Below are 22874 nucleotides of genomic sequence, written 5' to 3'. Positions count from 1 at the left end.
TTAAAAATTAGTCGGCAAATTTAGAACAATTAATGAGAAAAGTAAAAATTAGCCTCGATAATGGCTAAATGTAATCATTTAGGGCTATTTCCCTAAATTCCTGGCGGGTCTTCAATTCGTAATTTTCAATAAAATAATCGATTACGCCCTTCTTAAAGCCCAGTTTAATGGCAATGTTTTTGCAAAAAATGATCTCACTCTCAAAAACATTCTGGTCCACAAATACCAGGTCGATGGCCGACATGAGGTAGTCGAACTTCTGTTCCAGCGAAAGCGCTCCTAACGAATCAATAGGTTGCGGATTGCGGATGAGCTCATTGACTTCCTCGTCTGAAAAGTTGCGTTCCCGGGCAATTTTAAAGATTAAATCGCGCTCGATTTTGGCAAAATGTTTATCCGCTTCCGCCAATTGGATAAGTATGTTCAACTGCTTCTTAGTGACTATGTCCATTTCAACTGATACTTCAAGGCCAAATATATGTAATAAAAAAAAATTACCGCTACCCTCCGGTTAAAAGGTGGAAATGAAGGACTTAAATAATGTTATTTTTCTTTAGATGGTTCGTTACGGTGTTTAAATATTTCAGCAGCCTTGTAGATTGCCTCCCGCATCGACCCTTCGTGAGCCTGGTTTTTACCTGCAATGGCATAACCGGTGCCATGGTCGGGGGAGGTACGGACAACCGGTAGTCCAGCCGTAAAGTTGACCCCATCTTCAAACGCTACAGATTTAAAAGGGACCAGACCCTGGTCATGATACATCGCCAGAACACCATCATACTTTAAATATGTGCCGGCAGCAAAAAATCCGTCGGCGGGAAACGGTCCAAATACCAATCGGCCCTTATTTTTTTGGTCACTGATCAAAGGCCGGATAATTTGTTCTTCCTCAAGACCCAGCAATCCATTGTCGCCGGCATGCGGATTTAGTCCCAGTACAGCGATCTTCGGCTTGATAATCCCAAAGTCTTTTCGCAACGAGGCGTCCATCACTTTCAACTTTGCCTCGATCTTTTCCTTGGTGATTGCTGCGGCGATGTCTTTCACTGGAATATGTTCAGTAACGAGGCCTACACGCAGTTTTTCACTGATCATAAACATCAGGCTTTCGGATGCCTCAAAGAACTGAGTCAAAAATTCCGTGTGACCCTTAAATGGAAACTCATCACTATGGATGGTGTGTTTGTCGATGGGAGCTGTTACCAGAGCATCAATTATTCCTTCCTTTAATTCTTCTGATGCTTGCTTTAATGCTATAAACGAAGCTTTACCACTTTCTTTTGAAGCTTTCCCCGGGATAATTTCGCCTGCATCGTCGCCCCAGCTATTTACCACATTAATGCTCTTGGGTGCAAACTGTCCTTTGTTCCGTACCTGGCTAAAGTTAAACTCATCAACGTTGAGAAGTTTTTTATAAAATGAAATAACTTTCCCGGATCCATAGAGTACCGGCGTAACAAGGTTTAGTAACCGATTATCAGCTAAAGCTTTTATAACTACTTCAGGGCCGACACCATTATAATCACCGAGGGTTATTCCGATACGAGGTTTCTGTATTTGGGTCATGGATAGCGTTCAATTCTTTGCGATTTAACAAAAATATCTATTTGTTCCTTGTAGATTGGCGGATGTGTGCTTTTAGAAAAACGAATAAAGTAAGACCAAAGAAATCTTTAGGTCAACATTTCTTGCATGATTTGGGCATTGCTAAACGCATAGTTGATGCATTGAAAAGTGGTTCGTCTCAACAAAACGTCCTTGAGATTGGACCCGGCATGGGGGTGCTCACACAATTCTTAATCAACCGTAATCATACCAATTTGAAGGTTATTGAGATTGACCGCGACTCCGTTGCTTACTTAAAGACCAACTTCTCCATGCTGCATGGAAAAATTATTGAAGGAGATTTTTTGGCGATTCAGCCGGCAGAAATCTTTGATGGGATTTTTTCAATCATCGGCAATTTTCCATACAATATTTCTTCACAAATATTTTTTAAAGTTTTAGAAAACCACGACCGGGTGGACCAGGTTGTTTGTATGCTTCAGAAAGAAGTAGCCGATCGGATTGCAGCGCCACCTGGAAGTAAAACGTACGGAATCCTAAGCGTGCTGCTCCAGGCTTACTATGATATTCATTTTTTATTCAAGGTGCCTCCCGGAGTATTTACCCCGCCGCCGAAAGTGATATCTGGTGTTATCAGGCTCGAACGCAATCAGGTCGCATCCTTAGCATGTGATGAAAAACTTTTTGTACAAGTGGTAAAGCAAGGTTTCAATACGAGACGCAAGACCTTGCGCAACGCATTAAAAAATCTAAATTTGGCAGCCGAAATTGTAGCCCTTCCGCTGCTTGACAAGCGCGCTGAACAATTGTCGGTTAAGGATTTTGAAAATCTTACTTTATTAATCGAAAAGAGCCGTGGAGCAGTTGGCAGTTGATTTTGAGTTGACGAAGGAATTTCGTGATCGCTTTCAACAAGCGTTGGACGCGCGTGATGAACAATTTGTTCGCACCTCCTTATCGCACGTTAAGGCAGCCGATATAGCTTCGCTTTTATACGAGTTTACAGCAGAAGAGTCCAAGTATGTCATGGATCTTCTCGACATCGAAATACAAGCTGAAATTATCAGTGATCTCGACCGGGATACACGCAAGAAATTTTTAAAGGTATACCCGCCTTCCGAGATTACTAACTTCCTCAACCAACTTCCTTCCGACGATACCGCCGATATCTTGAATGAGCTTCCCATTAAAGAACGGGAAGAAGTTTTATCGGGGTTGGAGGCAGAGCTTAAGGCGCAGGTGACAGAGCTGCTTCGCTATGAAGAAAACGTGGCGGGCGGTTTAATGGCTAAAGAACTCATTAAGGCACGTTATAACTGGACGGTAGTCCAATGCGTCGACGAGATTCGTAAACAGGCTGAAACGGTTAATAAGTTTTATACGGTATACGTTGTTGATGATTACGATAAACTTTTAGGGCGGGTCGCACTGCAAGACCTTATTGTATCAGATGCGCGCACCATCGTGGCTGATATTTGTGAAAAAGATATTGTCTCCGTTGAAACTTACTTGGAGGACTGGGAGGTTGCTGAGATGATGAAGAAGTATGACCTCGAGTCTGTACCTGTCGTTAACGTGCAGGGACAGCTGGTTGGAAGAATTACTATCGATGACGTTGTGGATGTGATCACTGAACAGGCTGACGAAGAACGTCAAATCATGGCCGGTATCAGCGAAGATGTGGAAGAAGATGACAGCGTATGGCGCAATACGCGGGCACGTCTGCCATGGTTGTTAATCGGAATTTTTGGTGGCCTGATGAATGCAAAATTCATGGGACTGTTCGAAGCTGAGCTCGCCCGTGTAACTGCTATCGCGTTTTTTACGCCGCTGATTCAGGCAACCGGGGGAAATGTTGGAATTCAATCATCGTCCCTTATTGTTCAAAGTCTTGCTAATCCCGATTTTGTAGACGAAGGCTTATGGACGCGTTTGGTTAAAGTATTTTTCGTAGCCATCCTCAATGGCGTTGTGTTGGCGGTTTTGGTTTTTGGTGCGAATGTTTTGCTGTTCGGCGAATACCAGTTATCCATGGTGGTGTCGCTCGCATTGTTTAGCGTAGTAGTGTTCGCGTCTTTTATAGGAACGATAACGCCTCTTGTGCTAAATCGATTTGACTATAACCCTGCGCTCGCAGCAGGTCCCTTTATTACCACCATGAATGATTTACTGGGACTGACAATTTATTTTTTCACTGTTCATCTTTTGCTCTGATGGCTGCACCCAAATGTTTAATAATTGATCCCATGCATAATAGCCTTTTCTCCATGCTGAAAGACATTGGATGGGAAGCTGATTACCAGCCGGAGATCACTCGTGAGGAAATTAAATCAAAGCACATTGGCTACCAGGGGTTGATCGTAAGAAGTAAGACAACGATCGACCGCGAACTGTTGGGACCAAATCCCACCATTAAAGTTATCGGACGTGCAGGCGCGGGACTTGATAACCTTGACCTTCCTTATTTGTTAGAAAAGAATATTCAAGTCGTCCATGCTTCTGAGGGAAACAGGGATGCAGTTGGCGAGCATGCCGTAGGACTTTTGCTTTCGTTGATGCGTAACATCCCCAGAGCGAATGAAGAGGTTAAAAATTTCGTATGGGCGAGGGAAGAAAACCGTGGAAGTGAGATCATGGGCAAGACGGTAGGGATCATAGGATATGGAAATACGGGCCAGGCCTTTGCCAAACGTTTATCGGGTTTTGGATGTAATGTTTTAGGGTACGATAAGTATAAAAGCAATTTTTCGGATGCCTTTTGTAAAGAAGTCAAAATGGAATCCATCTTCGAAGAAGCGGATATTGTAAGCCTCCATATTCCACTCACAGGCGAAACAAGGATGTTGGTAGATATCAACTACTTTAGAAAGTTTAAAAAACCTATTATACTTTTAAATACGGCAAGAGGTGAGATAGTTAGCCTTGCCGATGTATATCAGGCATTGGTTGAAGGTTACTTGAAAGGAGCTGCCCTGGATGTCCTTGAGAATGAAAAGTTGAATAAATTAACGGATTCTCAGAAGGAGGCATTCAATTCGTTGCGTGAAAGGTCAAATGTAATATTCACCCCCCACATTGCGGGCTGGACGTTTGAATCGCATGTGAAAATAAATGTAGCTTTGGTGCGTAAAATAAGCACCTTGACATTTGCTTAAATCAATCTAAAAATAATAGTAGTCCAACCGTTTCATGGGTATTCTACAAAAGCGATTAAAAAAAGCGAGCGAGTTTTTCAATTCTATTATTGAAAAGCCGCTTCTGACCTCAACGATCGTTTTGGTGTTTGTAACCATACTTGTGTTGGCCCTGAGTATGCCTTACTACGTGAAGGATTTTGATTCCTTCATTCCTCAAGTCCTTGCTGAAGCACACGGAATGATCTTCGATATCGCGGTTATTGGTATTTTGATTTTCTGGCTTAATAAGAATGGGGAGACACGTCAGAGAATCAGAACGTACAAAGATGAAATTGACGACTTCCGGTTGTGGGAATCTGAAGAAGCGGCCTTCCGTACGGTCGGTAATATAAAACGACTTAACAGGCATAAGATTCATGAGATTAATCTTGTGAATTGCTATTTGCCCCGTACAAATCTTAACTATGTAAATCTTACCGGTTCGAATTTAAATTCGGCCAACATATCACAATCATCTCTTATTGAATCGAATCTTGAAAGTGCACGTTTGAATCAAACGAATTTTGAAAACTCTAATCTTAACCAGGCCAACCTGAGAAGTGCCTACGCTAGTGGTGCAAACTTTAAAGATGCTTTTTTAATCAAAGCTTATTTCGAAAATGCTTTTTTGATTAAAGCGAATTTTTGTAACGCTTTTTTAATGGAGGCCGATCTCAAGGGTTGTTATCTGATGGGTGCCGATTTTGAAAATGCAAGTTTATACAAAGCAGATTTGCGCGGCGCCAAAGGACTTACCGTCGAACAACTTTCAAAAGTTAAAACACTCTATTTAGCGCGCTTTGACGATGAAATCCTCGAACAGCTCAAAACAAATGTCCCCGAACTGGTAGGAGCGTGATTTTGGATTGACCAATAAAATATTACCTTTGTTAAAGCAACGGTCTCCGACGAGGCCGTTGTTTCTTTTTTTGATCACGGCGAAGCGACTGCTGTCGATCTAAATAAGTGCCACATTTAATTTTAAAAAAATAAACAACGCAGCTCATGAACCACTTGGGTCAACATGGGTTTTATGAGGTTGAAGCAAATGATTGTTATGAGTAAAAAAATTTCATACTACACGAAAGAGGGTCTGGAAAAATTGCAGAGTGAATTGAGTACGCTCAAGTCGAAAGGACGTCAGGATATTGCGCGCCAGATAGCAGAGGCACGTGATAAAGGCGATCTAAGTGAAAATGCGGAGTACGATGCAGCAAAAGATGCACAAGGACATCTTGAAGCAAAAATTGCACAACTTGAAGACCTTGTGTCCAATGCGAGGTTATTGGATGAAAATAATATTGATACTTCTAAAGTGTCGATACTCTCCAGGGTCACCATCAAGAATAAAAAGAATGGCGCTTCAGTAACGTATACTTTAGTGTCTGAAGAAGAAGCTGATTTAAAGGCAGGAAAAATCTCGACCATGTCACCGATAGGGAAAGGGCTTTTAGGAAAAAAGATTGGTGAAGTTGCCAACATCACTACACCGGCGGGTCAAATGTCATTTGAGATCGTGGAAATTACCTGCTAACGTTTTGTCCCTATGCCAAGCATTTTTACGAAGATTATCAATCGCGAAATTCCGGGTTATATTGTAGCGGAAGATGACCGCTACATTGCGTTCCTGGATATTAATCCTTTGGTACTAGGCCATACGTTGGTTGTACCCAAACAGGAAGTGGATTTTATTTTTGATTTGGATGATGATACCCTTGCAGGCTTACATGTTTTTGCTAAAAGGGTAGCCCATGCCATCAGGAAAGCGGTCCCTTGTAAAAGAATTGGTGTAGCGGTTATAGGTTTGGAAGTGCCTCATACCCATGTGCACCTCGTGCCGATGAATTCCATGGGAGATTTGAATTTTACGCGAACGAAATTGTCTCCTTCTAAGCCTGAATTGGAAGGTGTGGCAAAGAAAATACAAGAAGCCCTGGGCTGAAGCCTAGGGCATTTGAAAAATATCTTATTCCAGCGCTTTTACACCGGGGAGTACCTTCCCTTCAAAATATTCCAACAACGCACCACCGCCGGTTGATACATAACTTACTTTTTCACTAAAACCTAGTTGAGCAACGGCAGCGGCTGAATCTCCGCCACCGATGAGAGAGAATGCGCCTTTTTCCGTTGCATTTACCACGGCTTGCGCTACAGCTTTTGTACCGTCTGCAAACTTCTCCATTTCAAAAACACCCATCGGTCCATTCCACAAAATGGTTTTTGATCCTTCAATGGCCTTCTTAAACACACTAATTGCCTGGGGCCCGATATCCAACCCCATCCATCCGTTGGGAATGGCGTTGTTGTTTGTTACCTGGGCATTCGCATCAGGCGCAAATTTGTCTGCCACAACGGAATCGATAGGCAAAATCAATTCGACACCCTTCGTTTTTGCTTTTTGGATAAGTTCTTTCGCAAGATCCAACTTATCTTCTTCAACAAGCGAATTGCCGATGGAACCTCCTAACGCTTTAAAGAAAGTATAGGCCATACCACCACCAATGATAAGATTGTTTACTTTGTCGAGAAGATTCTCAATGATTAAAATTTTATCACTGATCTTTGCACCACCCATAATTGCAGTGAATGGTTTCGCTGCTTTCTCCGTTACTTTTTTAGCGTTGTCGAGTTCCGCTGCCATAACAAAGCCGGCGCATTTGTCTTTAAAGAATTGTGCTACAATAGTTGTTGAGGCGTGTGCACGATGCGCAGTACCAAACGCATCATTAACATAAATATCACCGTGTTTGGATAATTTTTCAGCGAAACCAACATCACCTTTTTCTTCTTGTTTATAGAACCGGAGATTCTCAAGTAAAAGCACTTCACCAGGTTTCAGGCCGGCAGAAAGTTTGAAAGCTTCCTCACCAATACAATCGCCACCAAATTGCACCTTCTTGCCTAAAAGTTCTTCTGTTGTCTTAATGGTATGACGGAGCGAGAATTTATCTTCGGGTCCTTCTTTCGGACGTCCCAGATGTGACATCAGGATGCAACTTCCACCATCGTTCAGTATTTTTTTTAACGTTGGAATAGTAGCTCGAATACGGTTATCATCTGTAACATTAAAACTTTTATCTAATGGAACATTAAAGTCTACACGGATCAGTGCGCGCTTTCCTTTAAAATTGATGTCGTTGATAGTTTTCATGGGAAGTCTGGTAAAAATGTAATGGGGGCGAATTTAGGAAAAGTCTACTGTCTTGAGCAGCTCCAAAGCGTATTTTTCAGAAAACGATTGCGTCTTTATACACTTTTTGGTTCAATCGCCAGGCTCTGATTTCGTAGTGGTTATGTTCAATCTCCAAAACTAATATTCAAGCCTTTGGCCGCCTGTACCAGATAAGAATTCTTGTTTACAAGGTTTGGTTTTTTAGTAGCCTCCTCCAATGTAACAGATGTGATTTCATTATTCCTGAAGGCTACCATTCGCCCGAATTTTTTCTCCAGCGCCAACTCGAATGCTTTAACGCCAAAGAGGGTTGCCAATATTCTGTCAAATGCCACAGGACTACCACCACGTTGAACGTGACCTAATACCGTTTCGCGTATCTCTGCTTTACAGCCGGCATCTTTTAATTCCTTTGAAAGTTGAAATGCTATGCCTCCTAAACGAACATGTTCAGATCCCATTTCTCCTTTTGTGGCAGTAACAGTTCCGGCTTTTGGCTTCGCACCTTCTGCTACAACAATGTTCACAAATCCTCGTCCCTTTTTATAACGTAGCTCAATTCGCTTTACTAATTTTTTTACGTCATAAGGTATCTCGGGAATAAGACAAATTTCTGCACCCCCTGCTATAGCAGAATGCAGTGCAATCCAACCTGCATCACGGCCCATCACTTCCATGATGATAACACGGTTATGGCTTTCAGCAGTAGTTACCAGTTTATCAAAACTATCTGTTGCAATCTGTACTGCTGTAGAAAATCCAAAGGTCATATCAGTCGCAGACAGATCATTGTCGATCGTCTTCGGTACGCCAATAATTGGAACACCTTTATCACATAAAACTTTAGAGATACGTTGTGAACCATCTCCACCAATGTTGATGATGGCGTCGAACTTCAATTCTTTTAGACGTGCCACCAACTCGTCCGACCGGTCAACGAACTTCGTGGTGCCGTCGGGTTGTAGAACTGGAAAGTTAATTGGGTTTGATTTGTTAGTGGTTCTTAATATAGTCCCACCCTTCACATGAATTCCTGCTGTCTTGCTTCTGGTCAATCTGATAAATTCATGCGGGGTATTGTACACGCCATTAAAACCTTCAATACAACCAAAAACTTCCCAGTCTTTCTCTTTACGGGCACGCTTTGCTACGCCACGAATCACCGCATTAAGGCCAGGACAATCACCACCTCCTGTTAGAATTAAAATTTTTTTCATCTGTATCGATTAAGGGTTTGAAGATAGGAAAAAAGTGTTGGAGTGGCGAAGTGTTGGGGTGTTGAAGTTCTAAGTGTTGAAGTTGCCTTCACAATTTTAGTGTCAATCAGATCAGGTATTATGCATTACAAAACATCTTCACGTCGCACACGCTCGGTCTCTCACTTCAACACTTCGAACCCCAACACTTCAACACTCCCCTCAGCCTGCTGCTCTCCTCAGCCGATCATTAATTGCTTTGCCCAGACCAACATCAGGAACGGGTTCTGCAAGGATATATTTGATAGGCATTTTATCAAGCATGCGTAACGCCAGGAATAAGTTTTGTGCAGCTTCGGTAAGTTGGCCCGATGGCGAAAGTATAAATTGCAGCGATGAATTAAAGTCGTGCTGGAATGAAAGAATACCCGTTTCTTTCGTTCCATATTGCTTGAGAAGGTCATCGATGTTTCCCAAAATAACTTTCTTGCGCGGGGCATAATGACTTTGCAATTGGCCAGGTGCTTTTGGGTTGGAGGTCGAGTGTGTTCTTACATTAACTTTTCCGACTACCAATTCAATTTGTTCCTGCGTAATACCGCCAAGTCTGTATATAATGGGCAGCGAATTTTCAAAACCTGCTATCGTAGATTCAACACCGATCTTGCACGGTCCACCGTCCAGGATATACGCTATCTTATCACCCAGCTGTTCTTCCACATGTTCTGCGCAGGTAGGGCTTACGTATCCAAATGGATTGGCGCTCGGCGCAGCAAGGGGAAAGGGGAGTGTCTCTAAAAGTTTGTGGGTTAATGGATGATCCGGACAGCGTAATCCAACCGTATCCAAGCCCGAGGTTACGAGATCTGGAATAATATCTTTCTTCGGTAATAATAAAGTAAGGGGACCAGGCCAGAAATGTTGCGCTAATATTGCTGCCTGTTCCGGAATATCTAAAGCATATTTTTGTGCCGATTCAAAATCAGGAACATGAACTATAAGGGGATCGAATTGTGGGCGGCCTTTTACTTCAAAAATTTTTGCCACGCTGGAAGGCTCAAGAGCATTACCGGCTAAGCCATAAACCGTTTCTGTAGGGATAGCGACAAGTTCACCTTTTATCAGCAGCGCTTTTGCTTTTTCAATATCAGTTCCCGTTTGTGCCATGTGGCTGCAAAGCTAAAATTTATTTGTCACCTACAAGTAAAGGCCTTAAGTTGCGTGAGGAGATAACTTTCATGCGAACTTGTTTTATTGTCTTTTCTCTTTTCCTTCAAATTCAGTTGCAAGCACAACGCGAGGATAAAGTTTTAACACAAAAACTGCAGTCGTTGGTCTCTGGTTTCAAAGGCGACGTTGGTATTTACGTCCGGAATCTGAAGACGGGAAAGACGGTTACAATAAACGCCGATAGCATTTTCCCAACAGCGAGCATGGTTAAGATTCCGATAACGATCGGCGTATTCGAGAAAATTGAAAACGGTTTGTTGGCCTATGACTCCATTCTGACGTACTATGATTCTTTGTTGTATCCGGGAGAGGACATTCTGGGTTCTTTTAAGAATGGTGAAAAAATCTCATTGTCAAAGACGCTGATGTTAATGATCACCACCAGTGACAATACCGCTAGCTTATGGTGCCAACAGTTAGCAGGAACAGGTGCTGATATAAATGCATGGCTGGAGAAAAACGGCTATCATCACACCCGTGTTAATTCGAGGACACCCGGGAGGGAGACGAATCGATCCAATTATGGTTGGGGACAAACGACGCCGAGAGAGATGGGTGAATTACTGGTTAGTATTCGCGAGGGAAAAGTTGTCAGTGCACGCGCCAGCGAACGCATCTATCGAAATCTTATCAGGATCTACTGGGATGGTGAATCATTGTCACAAATTCCTCCTTACATACAAGCTGCTTCCAAGCAAGGGGCCGTCGATCGTTCGAAGTCAGAGGTCGTGCTGGTAAATGCGCCTCATGGTGATTACGTCTTTTGCGTGATCACAAAAAATCAAGAAGACCAAAGATGGGTAAGAGAAAATGAAGGGTATGTGTTGCTAAGAAATGTTTCCAGGATATTGTGGCAACATTTTGAACCGGATTCAAAGTGGAAACCCGCGGCTGGTATGGAAGCATGGCGATGATTGAATTCCAGTTTGGTCTTGGTTACGAATTGCAAGCTTTTATGATTAACTGGTAACGATTAAAGATAACGTCGCATGAGTAATAAAACTAGATCTATTCTAAAGGGAATTGCAGTCGTGCTGGTGCTGCTTGCTGTAGTCATGCAGTTAGGTTGGGTTATCATCCCCAGCATTTCTGTTTACAAATTTTGGTTCGTAGTGATTGCGTTTGGCATGTTGTTGATCAGCTCCAAATGATCATGAAGGTCTAATAGGAATTGCAACTCATTTTCATTGATCACAGTTCTCGCGGCATCGCGCTGGCAAGTATGTCTTTAACTTTTTGCTGTTAATCTTCTCGCTTTCTCTGCCATTCTCATAACCGATCGATTATCTTCCGTCAATTTTTTCAACTCATCAATCGGCATCCAGGCAACATCGTGCGATTCTTCTGATACAATTATTTTTTCGTGCTTATCGGCTTCCAAAAGAAATCGAATATCATAATGCAAGTGATCGGGAAAATTGGCGCGTGCCGGGATCGGGTGGATATCCAAATCAAAAATAGTTGGATACAATAGTTGGAAATGATTTACACCCGTCTCTTCCTGTGCTTCTCTTAAAGCAACGTTCAGTATATTTTCTTCGCCGTCGGCATGGCCACCAGGCTGTAACCATTTGTTCAACGTACCGTGATGAACGAGTAGCACAAACTTTCTAGACGAATCGAGTATCCAGGATGAGCCTGTGATATGTCCGGGTAAATGATGCCGTTGAAATGCATCCGGATGCTCTAATAAATTCAGGAACTGTTTAACGAATACTTGCTCCTCGTTAAACGCTGAAGAGTAATTTGTAAGGGCACTGATTACCCAATCACGATTCACGATCATTTATTTTGTAAACGTTTAGCTTCGACGTCTTCGCCGGTCAAGCCGTTTGCATTCATTCATTAAAACTCCGCATTTCCCGGATACCTTGGGAAAGGAATAACATCCCGGATGTTGGTCATGCCTGTAACAAACTGGATAAGCCGTTCGAACCCTAACCCAAAGCCACTATGAGGAGCGGAACCAAACTTGCGCAGTTCAAGATACCACCACAGGTCTTTTTCGGGTAGCTTTAGTTCGTGTATCCGTTTTAATATTCGATCATAACGTTCTTCACGCTGAGATCCACCGATAATTTCTCCGATGCCAGGAAACAAAACATCCATTGCCGCAACTGTTTTTCCGTCTTCATTTTGCCGCATGTAAAATGCTTTAATTTCGGCGGGATAGTTGTAAAGAATGACGGGTTTTTTAAAATGTTTTTCCACTAAAAATCTTTCGTGTTCCGATTGGAGATCCACGCCCCACTCATCAATCAGATATTGAAATTTCTTTTTCTTATTCGGGTTAGAGTTTTTTAATATATCAATAGCCTCCGTATAGGATAGACGTTGGAAGTCATTTTCAGAAACAAACTTGAGGCGATCCATTAGGCCTAATTCACTCCGCTGCTCTTTTGGTTTGGCGTCCTCTTCTTCCTGCGCGCGTTTGTTTAAAAACTCCAGATCTTCTGTACAGTTTTTCAAGGCGTACCGCACCAGGTATTGCAGGAAATCCTGTGCCAGTTGCATGTTGTCCTGAATATCATAGAAAGCCATCTCCGGTTCTATCATCCAGAACTCGGCGAGATGTCGTGTGGTGTTCGAGTTTTCAGCTCGAAACGTAGGACCGAAAGTATAGATTTCACTCAAGGCTAATGCGTAAGTTTCGCCTTCCAGTTGTCCGGAAACCGTCAGGTTGGTTTCGCGCCCAAAAAAATCTTCTTTAAAATCTATATGACCTTGTTCGTTACGTGGAGGATTGTTTGGATCTAATGTCGTGACCCTGAACATGGCTCCGGCTCCTTCCGCATCCGATCCAGTGATGACCGGGGTATGGATGTAAAAGAAACCACGTTCGTTAAAAAAGTTATGGACGGCAAAAGCCATAGCGTGACGAACACGCATCACTGCGCTGAAGGTATTGGTGCGTGACCGAAGGTGTGCCACCTCCCGCAAATATTCGAGACTTGGCCGATTTTTTAATTGAAGCGGATACTTTTCAGCATCACAATCTCCAAGAATTTCCAACTGCTTAACCTTTACTTCAACTGCCTGACCCTTTCCCAGGGATGCAACCAATTCGCCAATCACAGACAAGCATGCCCCTGGCGTCAACCGTTTCAACAGGCTCTCATCAACGCTGTTCAGTTCCACTACAGCCTGGAGATTTTGAATGGTGGAACCATCGTTAATAGAAATGAATTGATTATTGCGGAACGTTCTGACCCAGCCATTAACAGTAACCAATTGATTTGAGGGTGAAGTCGCCAGTAACGCTTTAATTTTAGTCCGCTTCATTTCCGTAAAATAGTTTAGTCTGATTATTTACCCCTTTGATAAGGGTTCGCAAAAAACGAAAAAACTTAGAGATTTTCATAACTTCATCAGGAGTTAATGGTTCTTAGTGCGGGATATTAAAAAGGCCCATGAAATGTTATACGGGCGGTTAACCAGCCCATGAACCTGTGGAGTATTTTTTTAACTTTGTAACTACTTAATTGATTAATAAAGATTTCGATACATGCAAAAGCTTGGTTTAAGCCAGTCATTACAACAGAAATTATCCCCGCAACAGATTCAGTTTATAAAGCTGTTGCAGGTGCCTACTGCCGAGCTTGAGGGTAGAATTGAGGAAGAACTCGAAATAAATCCTGCCCTGGAGGAAGGCGAGGAGCAAGAGAAACCCGAAGAGCAGCCGGCTGCTGAAAATGAGCCTGATGAATTTCCTGAATCGACCACTGCCAGCAGTGACGAAGATGTTGATATTAAGGATTATTTGCGCGATGATGATTACAGCGGTTATAAGATGCAAGGCGATGGTGATGAGGATGAAGATAACCGGGAGATGCCCATTCCAATGGCATCATCCCTTCATGAACAGCTGATGAATCAACTGGATTTCCTGGGGTTGGGTGAGAAGGAACTTGCGATAGGAAAACAACTGGTGGGAAGTATTGAAAGTGACGGCTATATACGACGTGACCTGGAAGCCATTGTGAATGACCTGGCTTTCTCACAAGGTATTGAAACAACAGCCGAAGAAGTTGAAGCTGTTCTGAAAAAAATTCAAACTTTTGATCCTCCGGGAATCGCTGCGCGAAACCTTCAGGAGTGTTTATACATTCAGCTCGATCGCATGGACAATGGCCATGATATCGATGTAGCCGTGGCTAAGAAAATAATCTCTGAGTGTTTCGAAGAATTCACAAAGAAACATTATCAGAAAATACAAAAGAAGCTCGATACCGAAGATGAGAATTTCGTGCGCGATGCGATGGAGGTTATCATCAAGTTGAATCCAAAACCAGGAGGTGGAGGAGGACCAACAGCAACGAAAAATCAGTACATCATTCCTGATTTTATTCTGACGAACAATAATGGCAAGCTCGAGCTTGCACTGAACAGCAGAAATGCCCCTGAATTAAGAATCAGCCGGTCGTATACGGATATGTTTAAAGCTTACGACAAGAGTAACAAGAAGGATAAAAAATTAAAGGAAGCTGTAACGTTCGTCAAGCAAAAACTGGATGCGGCTAAATGGTTTATAGACGCAATCAAACAAAGACAACATACCTTGCTTCGTACGATGAAAGCGATCATCGATTTTCAGTATGACTTCTTCCTGGAAGGGGATGAGACAAAACTCAAACCAATGATTCTGAAAGATATCGCTACGATGATTAACATGGATATTTCGACGGTATCGCGGGTGGCGAGCAGCAAGGCTATACAAACTGATTTCGGAATTTTTCCGTTGAAATATTTTTTCTCCGAAGGAATCTCTACCGACTCAGGAGAGGAAGTGAGCAGCCGTGAAGTGAAACAAATCATCAAAGATATCATTGAAAGCGAAGACAAGGATAAACCGTATTCGGATGATAAGCTTGAAAAAATTCTGAATGACAAAGGATATAATATCGCGAGACGAACGGTTGCTAAATACCGCGAGCAACTTAATATTCCAGTGGCACGACTAAGAAAGGAGATTTAGCGGTGACACTTGCGGCTCGGATTATTTCGGTAATTTTTCATCCGTTATTGTTAGCTACATATCTCTTTGCCTTGCTAACGTATACCCTACCTGCAGCACTTGACCCGCTTAAGGAGGAAGGGCATCTCAATTTTATTTTTTTGATTTTCTGCGTTACATTTTTGTTCCCCGCATTGAACATCGGCATCTTTAAGACCTTCGGATCGATCAAAACTTTCGCCATGAAGGAACGGCAGGAAAGGATCATCCCCTTTTCTTTTATTACAATACTCTACATCGTCATCACTTATTTGTTTTATACCCGTACGCGGATTGGATTGAATGACAATCTTTTGAAATTCTTAATTATTATCGACGCACTGGTGCTGGTTGGAACGGTGGTGACTTACTTTTACAGAGTCAGCATGCATAGCCTGGGAATATGTGGATTGATCGGAATCCTATTACCGTTGAATAAAATCTCGGAAGACGGCGCGATTTTCTACCCTACAATCGCGACGATTGTGCTGGCAGGCGTAGTGATGTCCGCGCGATTACAACTGAACGTACACACGCCCAGGGAAGTAATGATCGGGAGCGTGCTCGGATTTTCAACGAGTTTTGCGCTCATGTTTTTTTTGTTTTAAGCGACCTACCAAGCAAAGTTTCACAGCAAAATTACAGCACCGGATTTTGTGCTTCCGTTCAGAGCAATTTTTCTACTGCACCAAGTTCAGAAATCCAGGCTTCTTTCGTCAGTTGGTTATCAAATTAAACTTCGACGGAATGCTGAACGATGAATGGTGTACTCCTGGTCGCCTGGCTCATCCGTTGTGATCTTAAGCTTGTCGAAATCGGGGAAGTCCTCCGCGAATGTGAAATGAAATATCTTCTGATCTTGTGTTCCGGTCAGCGCCTGTTCGCTTAGTACTTTACCCTGCTGATCACATGCCATGACCTTGATGCTGGCAATCTTAAAAACCGATTTAGACACCCTGATGACGATGATATCTCCCTTTCGTGCACTAAAGCTGGAGGGGGTAATCACTGTGGCCTTTGCTTTTCGCAGGTAATCTGTTATCGCTGCCGTATAGGCATTCGGAAGCTTTAGTTGCCTCGCTTTTTGCTGATAGTACGCTTTCTGCTTTGGATTTTGCATAGCGTGGCTAGCAAAAAGGGCGGCGTCGCTGAAACGGGCGCGCGCTTGCCTGCGTGCCTCTGTATTGGTTTCGTTTTTATAAACAGGGCGAGCGGATACAATGGTTTTACCATTGTAGTTGCGAAAGATAAGGTCTCCGACAGCACCTCTGATGTTTTTGTGTAGCGTGCTTGTAGCTTCGGCCATAAACGTGTTTTTATAATGGTTGTCTAATATAGTAAGCCCGCCGTTCGCATCAAAATCAATAAGAAGGTAATAAAGAATGTGTAATAAGAGTGTAGGAACTTTTACCGTCATCTGATGCAAAAATGCTGTCAGCGACGTTCTTTTTACGGTTTCTACCGATCGGTTTTTTCAATCATTATTTAATCGAATAGGTTTCCTACCCGTTATACATTCGTGGTAGAATTGTTCAGGGCTTGTAAAGTGCATTGTTTGATTTGCCGTACGAAACGGGCCCTAGTTATCCCAAGGGATGGCTTATGATAACTTCTTCAGAGGTGTCGATCAACTGCGAAAAGAAACTTGGAAACTGATTGCAACAGTCATAGTTTGCCGGCCGGATGATGCACAAACTGATCTCATTGTTAGGCCGCGCCGGCATAAATGGTTTCTTTATATTGATGGTTGCTATGGTTGGTCTTGCATGGCTCTATCCTGAAGCCGGGAGTACCAGCAGCCCGTTGCACCTCAGGCAAGTTGGCAACATTGGCGTAACCTTAATTTTTTTCTTTTATGGTCTCAAGCTTGATCCAGCGAAATTGCGCAGCAGTCTTGGCCACTGGAAAATGCATATCCTTATTCAAGCTACGACGTTTCTGATCTTTCCGCTTTTGATTCTTTTTCTTCGCGGCATATTTTACACTGCAGAGTCCGACTTATTGTGGCTTGGTGTGTTTTATCTCGCTGTGCTGCCTTCTACAGTTTCTTCTTCTGTTGTAATGGTTTCGATTTCCGGTGGGAATATCTCAGCAGCAATTTTTAATGCGAGTGTGTCAAGCCTTCTTGGAATATTCCTCACGCCACTATGGATGAATCTCTTTGTGAGCAGTAGCGCTCTTCCCATCAGCGACCTCTCCGGTGTAATTGTAAACCTTTGTCTCCAGGTTTTGCTTCCTGTTATCGCTGGCCTTTTACTCCATCGTCGTATGGGGTTTCTGGCAGAACGTTTTAAAAATCAATTGCGCTACTTTGATCAGGCCATCATCTTGTTGATTGTATTCCGGGCATTTTGTGATTCTTTTTTAAATCGCATGTTTGAAGGATATTCGTTTGCGGAGGTGGCAATCCTCGCTGCGTTCATGCTCGGACTTTTCTTTATCATGCTGTTGCTCATGCAGCTACTTGCGGTTTGGTTAGGGCTTAGTCGCGAAGACCGCATTACAGTGATTTTCTGCGGCTCGAAAAAGTCACTCGTGCAAGGCGCTGTTATGGGACAAGTTCTTTTTCCTGGAGCAGCGGCATTTGGAATTGTGCTTTTACCGCTCATGTTATACCATGCACTTCAGCTGCTTGCAGGAAGTATACTCGCACAACGGCTCGCACGGAATGTATCTTAACGTTTTTAAAAATCCCTTTCAGAATTGCCTGATAATTATTACCCCGGCAACGACAAGCAATACGCCTAATACTTTCATGAAGCTAATTGAATTTTGCTGAGCAACCAGTATATTGAAATGTTCCAGCAAAATTGAAACTGTCATTTGTCCGGCTACCACCAAACCAAAAGTTAATCCTGGTCCTAATTTCGGAAAAGCTAAAATAATGACGGTAACATAAAACGCGCCTAACAAACCACCGATCCAAACATAACCAGGAGCGTCTTTTATGCCCGCCCATGAAATGGTTTGGCGTGTTAATATAATATAAGTGATCAATCCTGCTGCTCCAACGATGAAAGAGAACATCGAAGCGTAAACAGGACTTGCCAGTGCTTTTCCTAATTTCGTATTTAGGCCTGCCTGAATGGGTAGAAATGCCCCCGAGAGAAGTGCTAAAGCAATCCAAATTATTTTATCCATAGTTGATATGTAAAAGTTTTAAAAAAATAGCGGCGAGTTAATGTTAACGTTCATGCACATGACAATCCAGCGCTTCGAAACGCTGAGTTTGCCTGTCGCTTTGAACATAATTTAGAAACGAGTTTACAGATATTTCTTCACGTCTTCTTCGGTAATATCCCCTGCGCTCATGATCACGAGACGCTCAATCACATTTCTTAATTCACGAATGTTACCCGTCCAGTTGTAATTCTTTAATGCCTCAAGGGCTTTGGGCGCGATGCTTTTTTTCTTTGCGCCATATTCTTCAGCGATATCCTCAAGGAACTTTTCGGTTAATAATGGAATATCTTCTTTGCGATCGTTGAGGGATGGTACTTTAATAACAATGACACTTAAGCGGTGATATAAATCTTCGCGAAATTTATTTTCTTCTATTTCTTTTCGAAGGTCTTTATTTGTCGCCGCCACGATGCGTACGTGAACCGGAATTTCTTTGTCGCCGCCTACGCGCGTAATTTTGTTTTCCTGTAAAGCCCGCAACACTTTTGCTTGTGCAGACAAACTCATGTCTCCTATTTCATCAAGAAAAAGCGTACCGCCTTCCGCCAATTCAAACTTTCCGAGCCGTTGTTTTATGGCAGAGGTGAACGAGCCTTTCTCGTGTCCAAAGAGTTCGCTTTCTATCAGTTCCGAAGGTATAGCCGCACAGTTGACTTCAACCAATGGGCCGTTCGCACGTTTGCTGCTTTCATGAATCCACCGTGCTACCAGTTCCTTGCCAGAACCGTTGGGGCCCGTCACCAAAACACGGGCATCTGTGGGTGCAACCTTCTCAATCATCTCTTTCACTTGACTGATTGCCTCCGACTCACCTACCATTTCATTCTTTTTCGAGATCTTCTTCTTTAAGGTTTTGGTTTCGCGTTGCAGGATCGATTTGTCGAGCGCATTACGAAGGGTTATTTCAAGTCGTCCTAAATCAAATGGTTTCTGAAGGAAATCGAAGGCTCCTTTTTTTACAGCCTCGACAGCCACATCAATGGTGCCGTGCGCTGAGATCATGATGAAGTTTGTTCCTATCTCGGCGTCTTTTGATTTTTCAAGAACTTCCATGCCATCCATTTTGGGCATCTTGATGTCGCAAAGACAAAGGTCAAACATTCCTTGTTCAAGCTTCTTCAACCCTTCAACGCCGTCAGCAGCATCATCCACTTCGTGGTTCTTCTCTTCCAGTATCTCTTTCAGAATAGACCGTATCTTGTTATCATCTTCGATGATGAGAATTTTTGACATGTATTTATTGGTTAATCGCTAAAAATAAATAAACCTGCCAGCTTTCTAAAGCTGACAGGCTTTTAATAAAAATGCAAGCTTATAAGCCGGGTTCTGTTTTGTCCGCCAAGGCGGACAACCCTTATCATTTATCTGGTCAAGCCATCACTGACCTGACTCAATCAGTCTACCCGTTACGCCTTTTTTGTTAACGAGCCGCTAACCACTTTCGTGGACGTAACCTATTTGACCTTTCAACGCGTAAGGTTTACCATGCCCCTGATATCGCTACCAGGGCGGTGAGCTCTTACCTCACCTTTTCACCTTTTCCATCCGCCGTTGGCGGATTGGTAGTTTGTTTTCTGTGGCACTTTCTGTTAGCCGTGCCTTGAGGCGTGACTACCTTCCCGTTAGGAAGTACGCTGCCCTATGTTGCCCGGACTTTCCTCCCTGTGCCCGGTGAAGAGCGGCAGAGCGATAAGGCGGCTTGCATTGCAAAGTTAACCGTTAATGAGCAATATGTAATAAGTGATTTTGCAGATTCAAAAAACAGGCTTCATTGGCATTCGCCACCATTGACATAGAAACCGTTCGTAACCAAACTGAGTTCACGTTGCTAAACGTTGAATCAATTTTTCTCCGCGTGGACTGAGCTGTGCAGACAAGCAAATTGAGCTATTGAAGAAATCTGCCACGGGGCACAATCCCTGTTCTTTGTGCTGTTAATTCAACAAATAACAGCTATGAAAACAATAACAGGAATAACAAACATATCACTTGGCAAAAATGGCCCACTCGTTTCCAAACTAGGATTAGGCTGTATGCGCATGTCGTCCGTGTGGGGAGGGCCAGGCAAGGACGAAAATGAAAGTGTCGCTACCATTCAGATGGCACTGGATCATGGCATCAACTTCCTGAACACAGGGGACTTTTATGGTAACGGTCATAACGAACTTCTTGTAGGTAAAGCGATCAAAGACAGGAGAAAAGATGCATTCATTAGTGTGAAATTTGGTGGGATTTTTTACAATGGTCAATGGGTTGGTTTGGACCTTCGTCCGATAGCGATTAAGAATTTTATCAGCTATTCCTTAGTTAGGTTGGGTATAGACACCATTGACCTTTATCAACCGTGCAGACTGGATAACAGTGTTCCCGTTGAAGATGTGATTGGAACTGTTGCTGACCTCGTCCAGGAAGGGAAGGTACGATACCTTGGCGTGTCGGAGGTTACCGCAGACCAACTTCGCAAAGCCCATAGCGTTCATCCTGTAACAGCATTGGAGATAGGCTATTCGTTGGCCGACCGACAGATCGAAACCGACCTGCTGCCGACGGCAAAAGAACTGGGTATTGGAGTTGTAGCCTTTGCCAATACTGCAGAAGGATTATTGACTGGTGAGATGAAAGCTCCCCTTGCGGCAGATGACTACCAAAATCACTTCTCGCGTTTTCAGGGAGCGAATCTGATAAAGAACCTGGAGAAAGTTGAAGTGCTCAAGAAAATGGCAAAGGAAAAAGGATATACTCCAGCACAACTTGCGATTGCCTGGGTAAATTCACAGGGGGATGATATCATGCCATTGGTAAGCATGAGCAAAAGATCACGGCTGCCAGAAAATATTCAAGCTATGGAAATCGTCTTCACTGCTGAGGAGATGAATGCCTTAACTTCTCATTTTTCGCCTGGTGCAATAGTTGGCAGCACGTATCTTCAGAGATAATGGATATTTGTTGAACTAAGTTTTTTATAACTTTACGCGGTGACGAATCCAACTGAAATAATCCCCGGTGTGCTCTTTTACTCTTATTTCTCGTCTATGCGAAAAGAGAAAGTGGGATTTTTTAATCATAATACCCTGGTACTACAGGTGTCCGGTTGTTTTACACTGGAGACAGCGAACCAACATATTTCCATGAAGCAGGGTGAGATGTTGCTGATCCGAAAAAATCAATTAGGAGAAATCACCAAGACGCCTCTTGATGGTGAGGATTACCAAACGATTGTCATTTGCCTGCAAGAAGACATGCTCAGAACAATTGCCTTGGAGGAGAAAATAGAAACAGCGGGAAAATACAGCGGTCCCCCCAATATACTTATTCCAGGAAACGATTTTCTGCGTGGCTTTTTTCAATCCATCATTCCCTATGTGCAACATCCCGAAGGAAAAATAACGGATGCGCTAGGCATGCTGAAAGTAAAAGAGGTGGTACAATTACTCCTCAATACAATGCCCGCACTCAAGGAAGTTTTATTCGATTTCTCAGATCCCTACAAAATAGATTTGGAAAGATTCATGCTCAGCAATTTTCATTTCAATATTCCGGTCGAAAAATTTGCGTACCTCACGGGGAGAAGCCTTGCGGGGTTTAAGCGTGACTTTCAAAAAAAATTTGGTGTATCACCAAGGCAATGGCTGCAGGAAAAACGACTAACGGAGGCGCACTATCTAATTGAAAAAAAGAATAAGAAGCCATCCGCAATCTATCTGGACTTAGGATTTGAAAGCCTCTCTCATTTCTCACATTCTTTTAAGAAAAGGTTCGGCAAGACACCCACCGAATCATTATAGTAGCGAGCGAAGGTTTTTTATTGATCATACCCGCACGCCACCAACAATCTGTATTTATTCGGCAGCGTAGAGAACAAATTTTTGATTTTATTCGGGCGAAGGAAAAGCGGCGCGCAGGCGATGCTGATTCGTAAGCTTTGCACTGAAGAACGTACTGATTATTAATGGATATCCTTTCCAGTGAGCTTCAACTCATAAAAGTCTGCAAGCTTTGCTACTTCCTGCACCATTTCTTTAACCTGATCTTGTGAGGCAGTTGAGGTCAGGCAAGAGGCTTCTACTTTCAGATATCCTTCGACCAGAACAAATTTGCTGTAATCGAAGTCTGCATTTTTTTCCAGCAGGGCTTTAAGGTCAAGGGCTGGTGTATATTCACAAACTTTGGAAGTAAAAATGGCTTGATCTCTCCCTGAAACCGGACTTGTTTGTTTCACAGCAAGTACCGTCTGATATCGGCTACCACTGATAGGTATTACCACAACAGATTTGCCGCTATCGTAATCTGTAAATTGTCCTCCGATTTGTTGTGCATATTGCTCGAGGTACTGCATGACGTCCATAAAAAAATTGGTT

General features: G+C 43.0%; 24 protein-coding genes and 1 other RNA gene. 13 read left to right on the top strand and 12 right to left on the bottom strand.

The window, feature by feature from the left end:
• Positions 1 to 64: 64 nt before the first annotated feature.
• Entirely contained in the window at positions 65 to 451 is a 387-nt protein-coding gene (locus P2W71_RS26340; RefSeq protein WP_276374419.1) for a TerB family tellurite resistance protein, read from the bottom strand.
• A gap of 92 nt (positions 452 to 543) precedes the next feature.
• Positions 544 to 1566, bottom strand: a complete 1023-nt coding sequence (gene pdxA / locus P2W71_RS26335; RefSeq protein WP_276374418.1) for a 4-hydroxythreonine-4-phosphate dehydrogenase PdxA — start codon at positions 1564 to 1566, stop codon at positions 544 to 546.
• Between the two features lie 62 nt (positions 1567 to 1628).
• On the opposite strand from pdxA, the gene rsmA reads away from it, so the two are divergent.
• From rsmA to P2W71_RS26305, 6 genes are all read left to right on the top strand, one after another.
• Complete coding sequence (gene rsmA, locus P2W71_RS26330; RefSeq protein ID WP_276374660.1) at positions 1629 to 2441, top strand: 16S rRNA (adenine(1518)-N(6)/adenine(1519)-N(6))-dimethyltransferase RsmA; 813 nt, start codon at positions 1629 to 1631, stop codon at positions 2439 to 2441.
• Complete coding sequence (mgtE, locus tag P2W71_RS26325) at positions 2422 to 3780, top strand: magnesium transporter (RefSeq protein ID WP_276374417.1); 1359 nt, start codon at positions 2422 to 2424, stop codon at positions 3778 to 3780. Before rsmA ends, mgtE begins: the two co-directional genes overlap by 20 nt.
• On the top strand, positions 3780 to 4721 hold the full coding sequence (locus P2W71_RS26320; protein WP_276374416.1) for an NAD(P)-dependent oxidoreductase: 942 nt from the start codon (positions 3780 to 3782) through the stop codon (positions 4719 to 4721). Before mgtE ends, P2W71_RS26320 begins: the two co-directional genes overlap by 1 nt.
• Positions 4722 to 4755: 34 nt before the next feature.
• Positions 4756 to 5601, top strand: a complete 846-nt coding sequence (locus P2W71_RS26315; protein ID WP_276374415.1) for a pentapeptide repeat-containing protein — start codon at positions 4756 to 4758, stop codon at positions 5599 to 5601.
• A 198-nt stretch (positions 5602 to 5799) separates the two neighbouring features.
• Positions 5800 to 6276 (top strand): transcription elongation factor GreA, encoded by a 477-nt coding sequence (greA, locus tag P2W71_RS26310; protein WP_276374414.1) that lies wholly within the window; start codon positions 5800 to 5802, stop codon positions 6274 to 6276.
• 12 nt (positions 6277 to 6288) lie between these two features.
• On the top strand, positions 6289 to 6684 hold the full coding sequence (locus P2W71_RS26305; RefSeq protein ID WP_276374413.1) for an HIT family protein: 396 nt from the start codon (positions 6289 to 6291) through the stop codon (positions 6682 to 6684).
• Positions 6685 to 6708: 24 nt separating this feature from the next.
• On the opposite strand, the gene P2W71_RS26300 is transcribed toward P2W71_RS26305, so the two are convergent.
• From P2W71_RS26300 to P2W71_RS26290, 3 genes are all read right to left on the bottom strand, one after another.
• Complete coding sequence (locus tag P2W71_RS26300; protein WP_276374411.1) at positions 6709 to 7893, bottom strand: phosphoglycerate kinase; 1185 nt, start codon at positions 7891 to 7893, stop codon at positions 6709 to 6711.
• Between the two features lie 146 nt (positions 7894 to 8039).
• Positions 8040 to 9131, bottom strand: a complete 1092-nt coding sequence (locus P2W71_RS26295) for an ATP-dependent 6-phosphofructokinase (RefSeq protein WP_276374410.1) — start codon at positions 9129 to 9131, stop codon at positions 8040 to 8042.
• A gap of 201 nt (positions 9132 to 9332) precedes the next feature.
• Positions 9333 to 10277 carry an L-threonylcarbamoyladenylate synthase gene (locus tag P2W71_RS26290; RefSeq protein WP_276374409.1) on the bottom strand — a complete coding sequence of 315 codons (945 nt, stop codon included), beginning with the start codon at positions 10275 to 10277 and terminating at the stop codon, positions 9333 to 9335.
• A 71-nt stretch (positions 10278 to 10348) separates the two neighbouring features.
• Here P2W71_RS26290 and P2W71_RS26285 point away from each other — a divergent pair, with 71 nt between their 5' ends.
• Both P2W71_RS26285 and P2W71_RS26280 read left to right on the top strand, forming a co-directional pair.
• The gene (locus tag P2W71_RS26285; RefSeq protein ID WP_276374408.1) at positions 10349 to 11254 is read left to right on the top strand and encodes a serine hydrolase; all 906 of its coding nucleotides are present in this window, start codon (positions 10349 to 10351) and stop codon (positions 11252 to 11254) included.
• Between the two features lie 75 nt (positions 11255 to 11329).
• Positions 11330 to 11491, top strand: coding sequence for a hypothetical protein (locus tag P2W71_RS26280; RefSeq protein WP_276374407.1), 162 nt, complete (start codon positions 11330 to 11332; stop codon positions 11489 to 11491).
• A gap of 77 nt (positions 11492 to 11568) precedes the next feature.
• Here the strand turns inward: P2W71_RS26280 and P2W71_RS26275 are convergent, their stop codons facing one another.
• Together P2W71_RS26275 and asnS are read right to left on the bottom strand one after the other, a co-directional pair.
• Positions 11569 to 12126, bottom strand: a complete 558-nt coding sequence (locus tag P2W71_RS26275; protein ID WP_276374406.1) for an NUDIX hydrolase — start codon at positions 12124 to 12126, stop codon at positions 11569 to 11571.
• Between the two features lie 59 nt (positions 12127 to 12185).
• Complete coding sequence (gene asnS, locus P2W71_RS26270) at positions 12186 to 13622, bottom strand: asparagine--tRNA ligase (RefSeq protein ID WP_276374405.1); 1437 nt, start codon at positions 13620 to 13622, stop codon at positions 12186 to 12188.
• Positions 13623 to 13845: 223 nt separating this feature from the next.
• Between asnS and rpoN the strand changes: the two genes are divergently transcribed.
• Positions 13846 to 15315, top strand: coding sequence for an RNA polymerase factor sigma-54 (rpoN, locus tag P2W71_RS26265; protein WP_276374404.1), 1470 nt, complete (start codon positions 13846 to 13848; stop codon positions 15313 to 15315).
• 2 nt (positions 15316 to 15317) lie between these two features.
• Positions 15318 to 15941 carry a hypothetical protein gene (locus tag P2W71_RS26260; RefSeq protein WP_276374403.1) on the top strand — a complete coding sequence of 208 codons (624 nt, stop codon included), beginning with the start codon at positions 15318 to 15320 and terminating at the stop codon, positions 15939 to 15941.
• A 119-nt stretch (positions 15942 to 16060) separates the two neighbouring features.
• On the opposite strand, the gene P2W71_RS26255 is transcribed toward P2W71_RS26260, so the two are convergent.
• Positions 16061 to 16639 (bottom strand): hypothetical protein, encoded by a 579-nt coding sequence (locus P2W71_RS26255; protein ID WP_276374402.1) that lies wholly within the window; start codon positions 16637 to 16639, stop codon positions 16061 to 16063.
• A gap of 377 nt (positions 16640 to 17016) precedes the next feature.
• Between P2W71_RS26255 and P2W71_RS26250 the strand changes: the two genes are divergently transcribed.
• Entirely contained in the window at positions 17017 to 18012 is a 996-nt protein-coding gene (locus tag P2W71_RS26250; RefSeq protein WP_346659977.1) for a bile acid:sodium symporter family protein, read from the top strand.
• Between the two features lie 18 nt (positions 18013 to 18030).
• On the opposite strand, the gene P2W71_RS26245 is transcribed toward P2W71_RS26250, so the two are convergent.
• The 3 genes from P2W71_RS26245 to rnpB form a co-directional block, all read right to left on the bottom strand.
• The gene (locus P2W71_RS26245; RefSeq protein ID WP_276374401.1) at positions 18031 to 18474 is read right to left on the bottom strand and encodes a DMT family transporter; all 444 of its coding nucleotides are present in this window, start codon (positions 18472 to 18474) and stop codon (positions 18031 to 18033) included.
• 123 nt (positions 18475 to 18597) lie between these two features.
• Positions 18598 to 19749, bottom strand: coding sequence for a sigma-54 dependent transcriptional regulator (locus tag P2W71_RS26240; protein WP_276374400.1), 1152 nt, complete (start codon positions 19747 to 19749; stop codon positions 18598 to 18600).
• 66 nt (positions 19750 to 19815) lie between these two features.
• Positions 19816 to 20222: RNase P RNA component class A (gene rnpB / locus P2W71_RS26235), an RNA gene on the bottom strand.
• A 249-nt stretch (positions 20223 to 20471) separates the two neighbouring features.
• Between rnpB and P2W71_RS26230 the strand changes: the two genes are divergently transcribed.
• Positions 20472 to 21452 carry an aldo/keto reductase gene (locus tag P2W71_RS26230; protein WP_276374399.1) on the top strand — a complete coding sequence of 327 codons (981 nt, stop codon included), beginning with the start codon at positions 20472 to 20474 and terminating at the stop codon, positions 21450 to 21452.
• Positions 21453 to 21548: 96 nt separating this feature from the next.
• Positions 21549 to 22301: an AraC family transcriptional regulator gene (locus P2W71_RS26225; protein WP_276374398.1), complete on the top strand. Its 753-nt coding sequence runs from the start codon at positions 21549 to 21551 to the stop codon at positions 22299 to 22301.
• A gap of 161 nt (positions 22302 to 22462) precedes the next feature.
• Here P2W71_RS26225 and P2W71_RS26220 read toward each other — a convergent pair whose 3' ends face one another.
• Entirely contained in the window at positions 22463 to 22861 is a 399-nt protein-coding gene (locus P2W71_RS26220; protein WP_276374397.1) for a hypothetical protein, read from the bottom strand.
• Positions 22862 to 22874: the final 13 nt, after the last annotated feature.

This window comes from Chryseolinea sp. H1M3-3 (genome assembly GCF_029360725.1).
Lineage (GTDB): Bacteria > Bacteroidota > Bacteroidia > Cytophagales > Cyclobacteriaceae > Chryseolinea.
The sequence above is the reverse complement of the archived record's forward strand: the minus strand, read 5'-3'. Positions and strand labels throughout refer to the sequence as shown.

What these genes read in the sequence shown, in the direction of transcription:
- rsmA (WP_276374660.1), top strand. Translation starts at nt 1,629, where the DNA reads ATGTGTGCTTTTAGAAAAACGAATAAAGTAAGACCAAAGAAATCTTTA.
- P2W71_RS26320 (WP_276374416.1), top strand. Translation starts at nt 3,780, where the DNA reads ATGGCTGCACCCAAATGTTTAATAATTGATCCCATGCATAATAGCCTT.
- P2W71_RS26300 (WP_276374411.1), bottom strand. Translation starts at nt 7,893, where the DNA reads ATGAAAACTATCAACGACATCAATTTTAAAGGAAAGCGCGCACTGATC.
- pdxA (WP_276374418.1), bottom strand. Translation starts at nt 1,566, where the DNA reads ATGACCCAAATACAGAAACCTCGTATCGGAATAACCCTCGGTGATTAT.
- P2W71_RS26225 (WP_276374398.1), top strand. Translation starts at nt 21,549, where the DNA reads ATGCGAAAAGAGAAAGTGGGATTTTTTAATCATAATACCCTGGTACTA.
- P2W71_RS26340 (WP_276374419.1), bottom strand. Translation starts at nt 451, where the DNA reads ATGGACATAGTCACTAAGAAGCAGTTGAACATACTTATCCAATTGGCG.
- P2W71_RS26240 (WP_276374400.1), bottom strand. Translation starts at nt 19,749, where the DNA reads ATGTCAAAAATTCTCATCATCGAAGATGATAACAAGATACGGTCTATT.
- P2W71_RS26275 (WP_276374406.1), bottom strand. Translation starts at nt 12,126, where the DNA reads ATGATCGTGAATCGTGATTGGGTAATCAGTGCCCTTACAAATTACTCT.
- P2W71_RS26280 (WP_276374407.1), top strand. Translation starts at nt 11,330, where the DNA reads ATGAGTAATAAAACTAGATCTATTCTAAAGGGAATTGCAGTCGTGCTG.
- P2W71_RS26305 (WP_276374413.1), top strand. Translation starts at nt 6,289, where the DNA reads ATGCCAAGCATTTTTACGAAGATTATCAATCGCGAAATTCCGGGTTAT.
- P2W71_RS26285 (WP_276374408.1), top strand. Translation starts at nt 10,349, where the DNA reads ATGCGAACTTGTTTTATTGTCTTTTCTCTTTTCCTTCAAATTCAGTTG.
- P2W71_RS26295 (WP_276374410.1), bottom strand. Translation starts at nt 9,131, where the DNA reads ATGAAAAAAATTTTAATTCTAACAGGAGGTGGTGATTGTCCTGGCCTT.
- asnS (WP_276374405.1), bottom strand. Translation starts at nt 13,622, where the DNA reads ATGAAGCGGACTAAAATTAAAGCGTTACTGGCGACTTCACCCTCAAAT.
- P2W71_RS26245 (WP_276374401.1), bottom strand. Translation starts at nt 18,474, where the DNA reads ATGGATAAAATAATTTGGATTGCTTTAGCACTTCTCTCGGGGGCATTT.
- P2W71_RS26315 (WP_276374415.1), top strand. Translation starts at nt 4,756, where the DNA reads ATGGGTATTCTACAAAAGCGATTAAAAAAAGCGAGCGAGTTTTTCAAT.
- P2W71_RS26290 (WP_276374409.1), bottom strand. Translation starts at nt 10,277, where the DNA reads ATGGCACAAACGGGAACTGATATTGAAAAAGCAAAAGCGCTGCTGATA.
- rpoN (WP_276374404.1), top strand. Translation starts at nt 13,846, where the DNA reads ATGCAAAAGCTTGGTTTAAGCCAGTCATTACAACAGAAATTATCCCCG.
- greA (WP_276374414.1), top strand. Translation starts at nt 5,800, where the DNA reads ATGAGTAAAAAAATTTCATACTACACGAAAGAGGGTCTGGAAAAATTG.
- P2W71_RS26255 (WP_276374402.1), bottom strand. Translation starts at nt 16,639, where the DNA reads ATGGCCGAAGCTACAAGCACGCTACACAAAAACATCAGAGGTGCTGTC.
- P2W71_RS26230 (WP_276374399.1), top strand. Translation starts at nt 20,472, where the DNA reads ATGAAAACAATAACAGGAATAACAAACATATCACTTGGCAAAAATGGC.
- P2W71_RS26220 (WP_276374397.1), bottom strand. Translation starts at nt 22,861, where the DNA reads ATGGACGTCATGCAGTACCTCGAGCAATATGCACAACAAATCGGAGGA.
- P2W71_RS26250 (WP_346659977.1), top strand. Translation starts at nt 17,017, where the DNA reads ATGATGCACAAACTGATCTCATTGTTAGGCCGCGCCGGCATAAATGGT.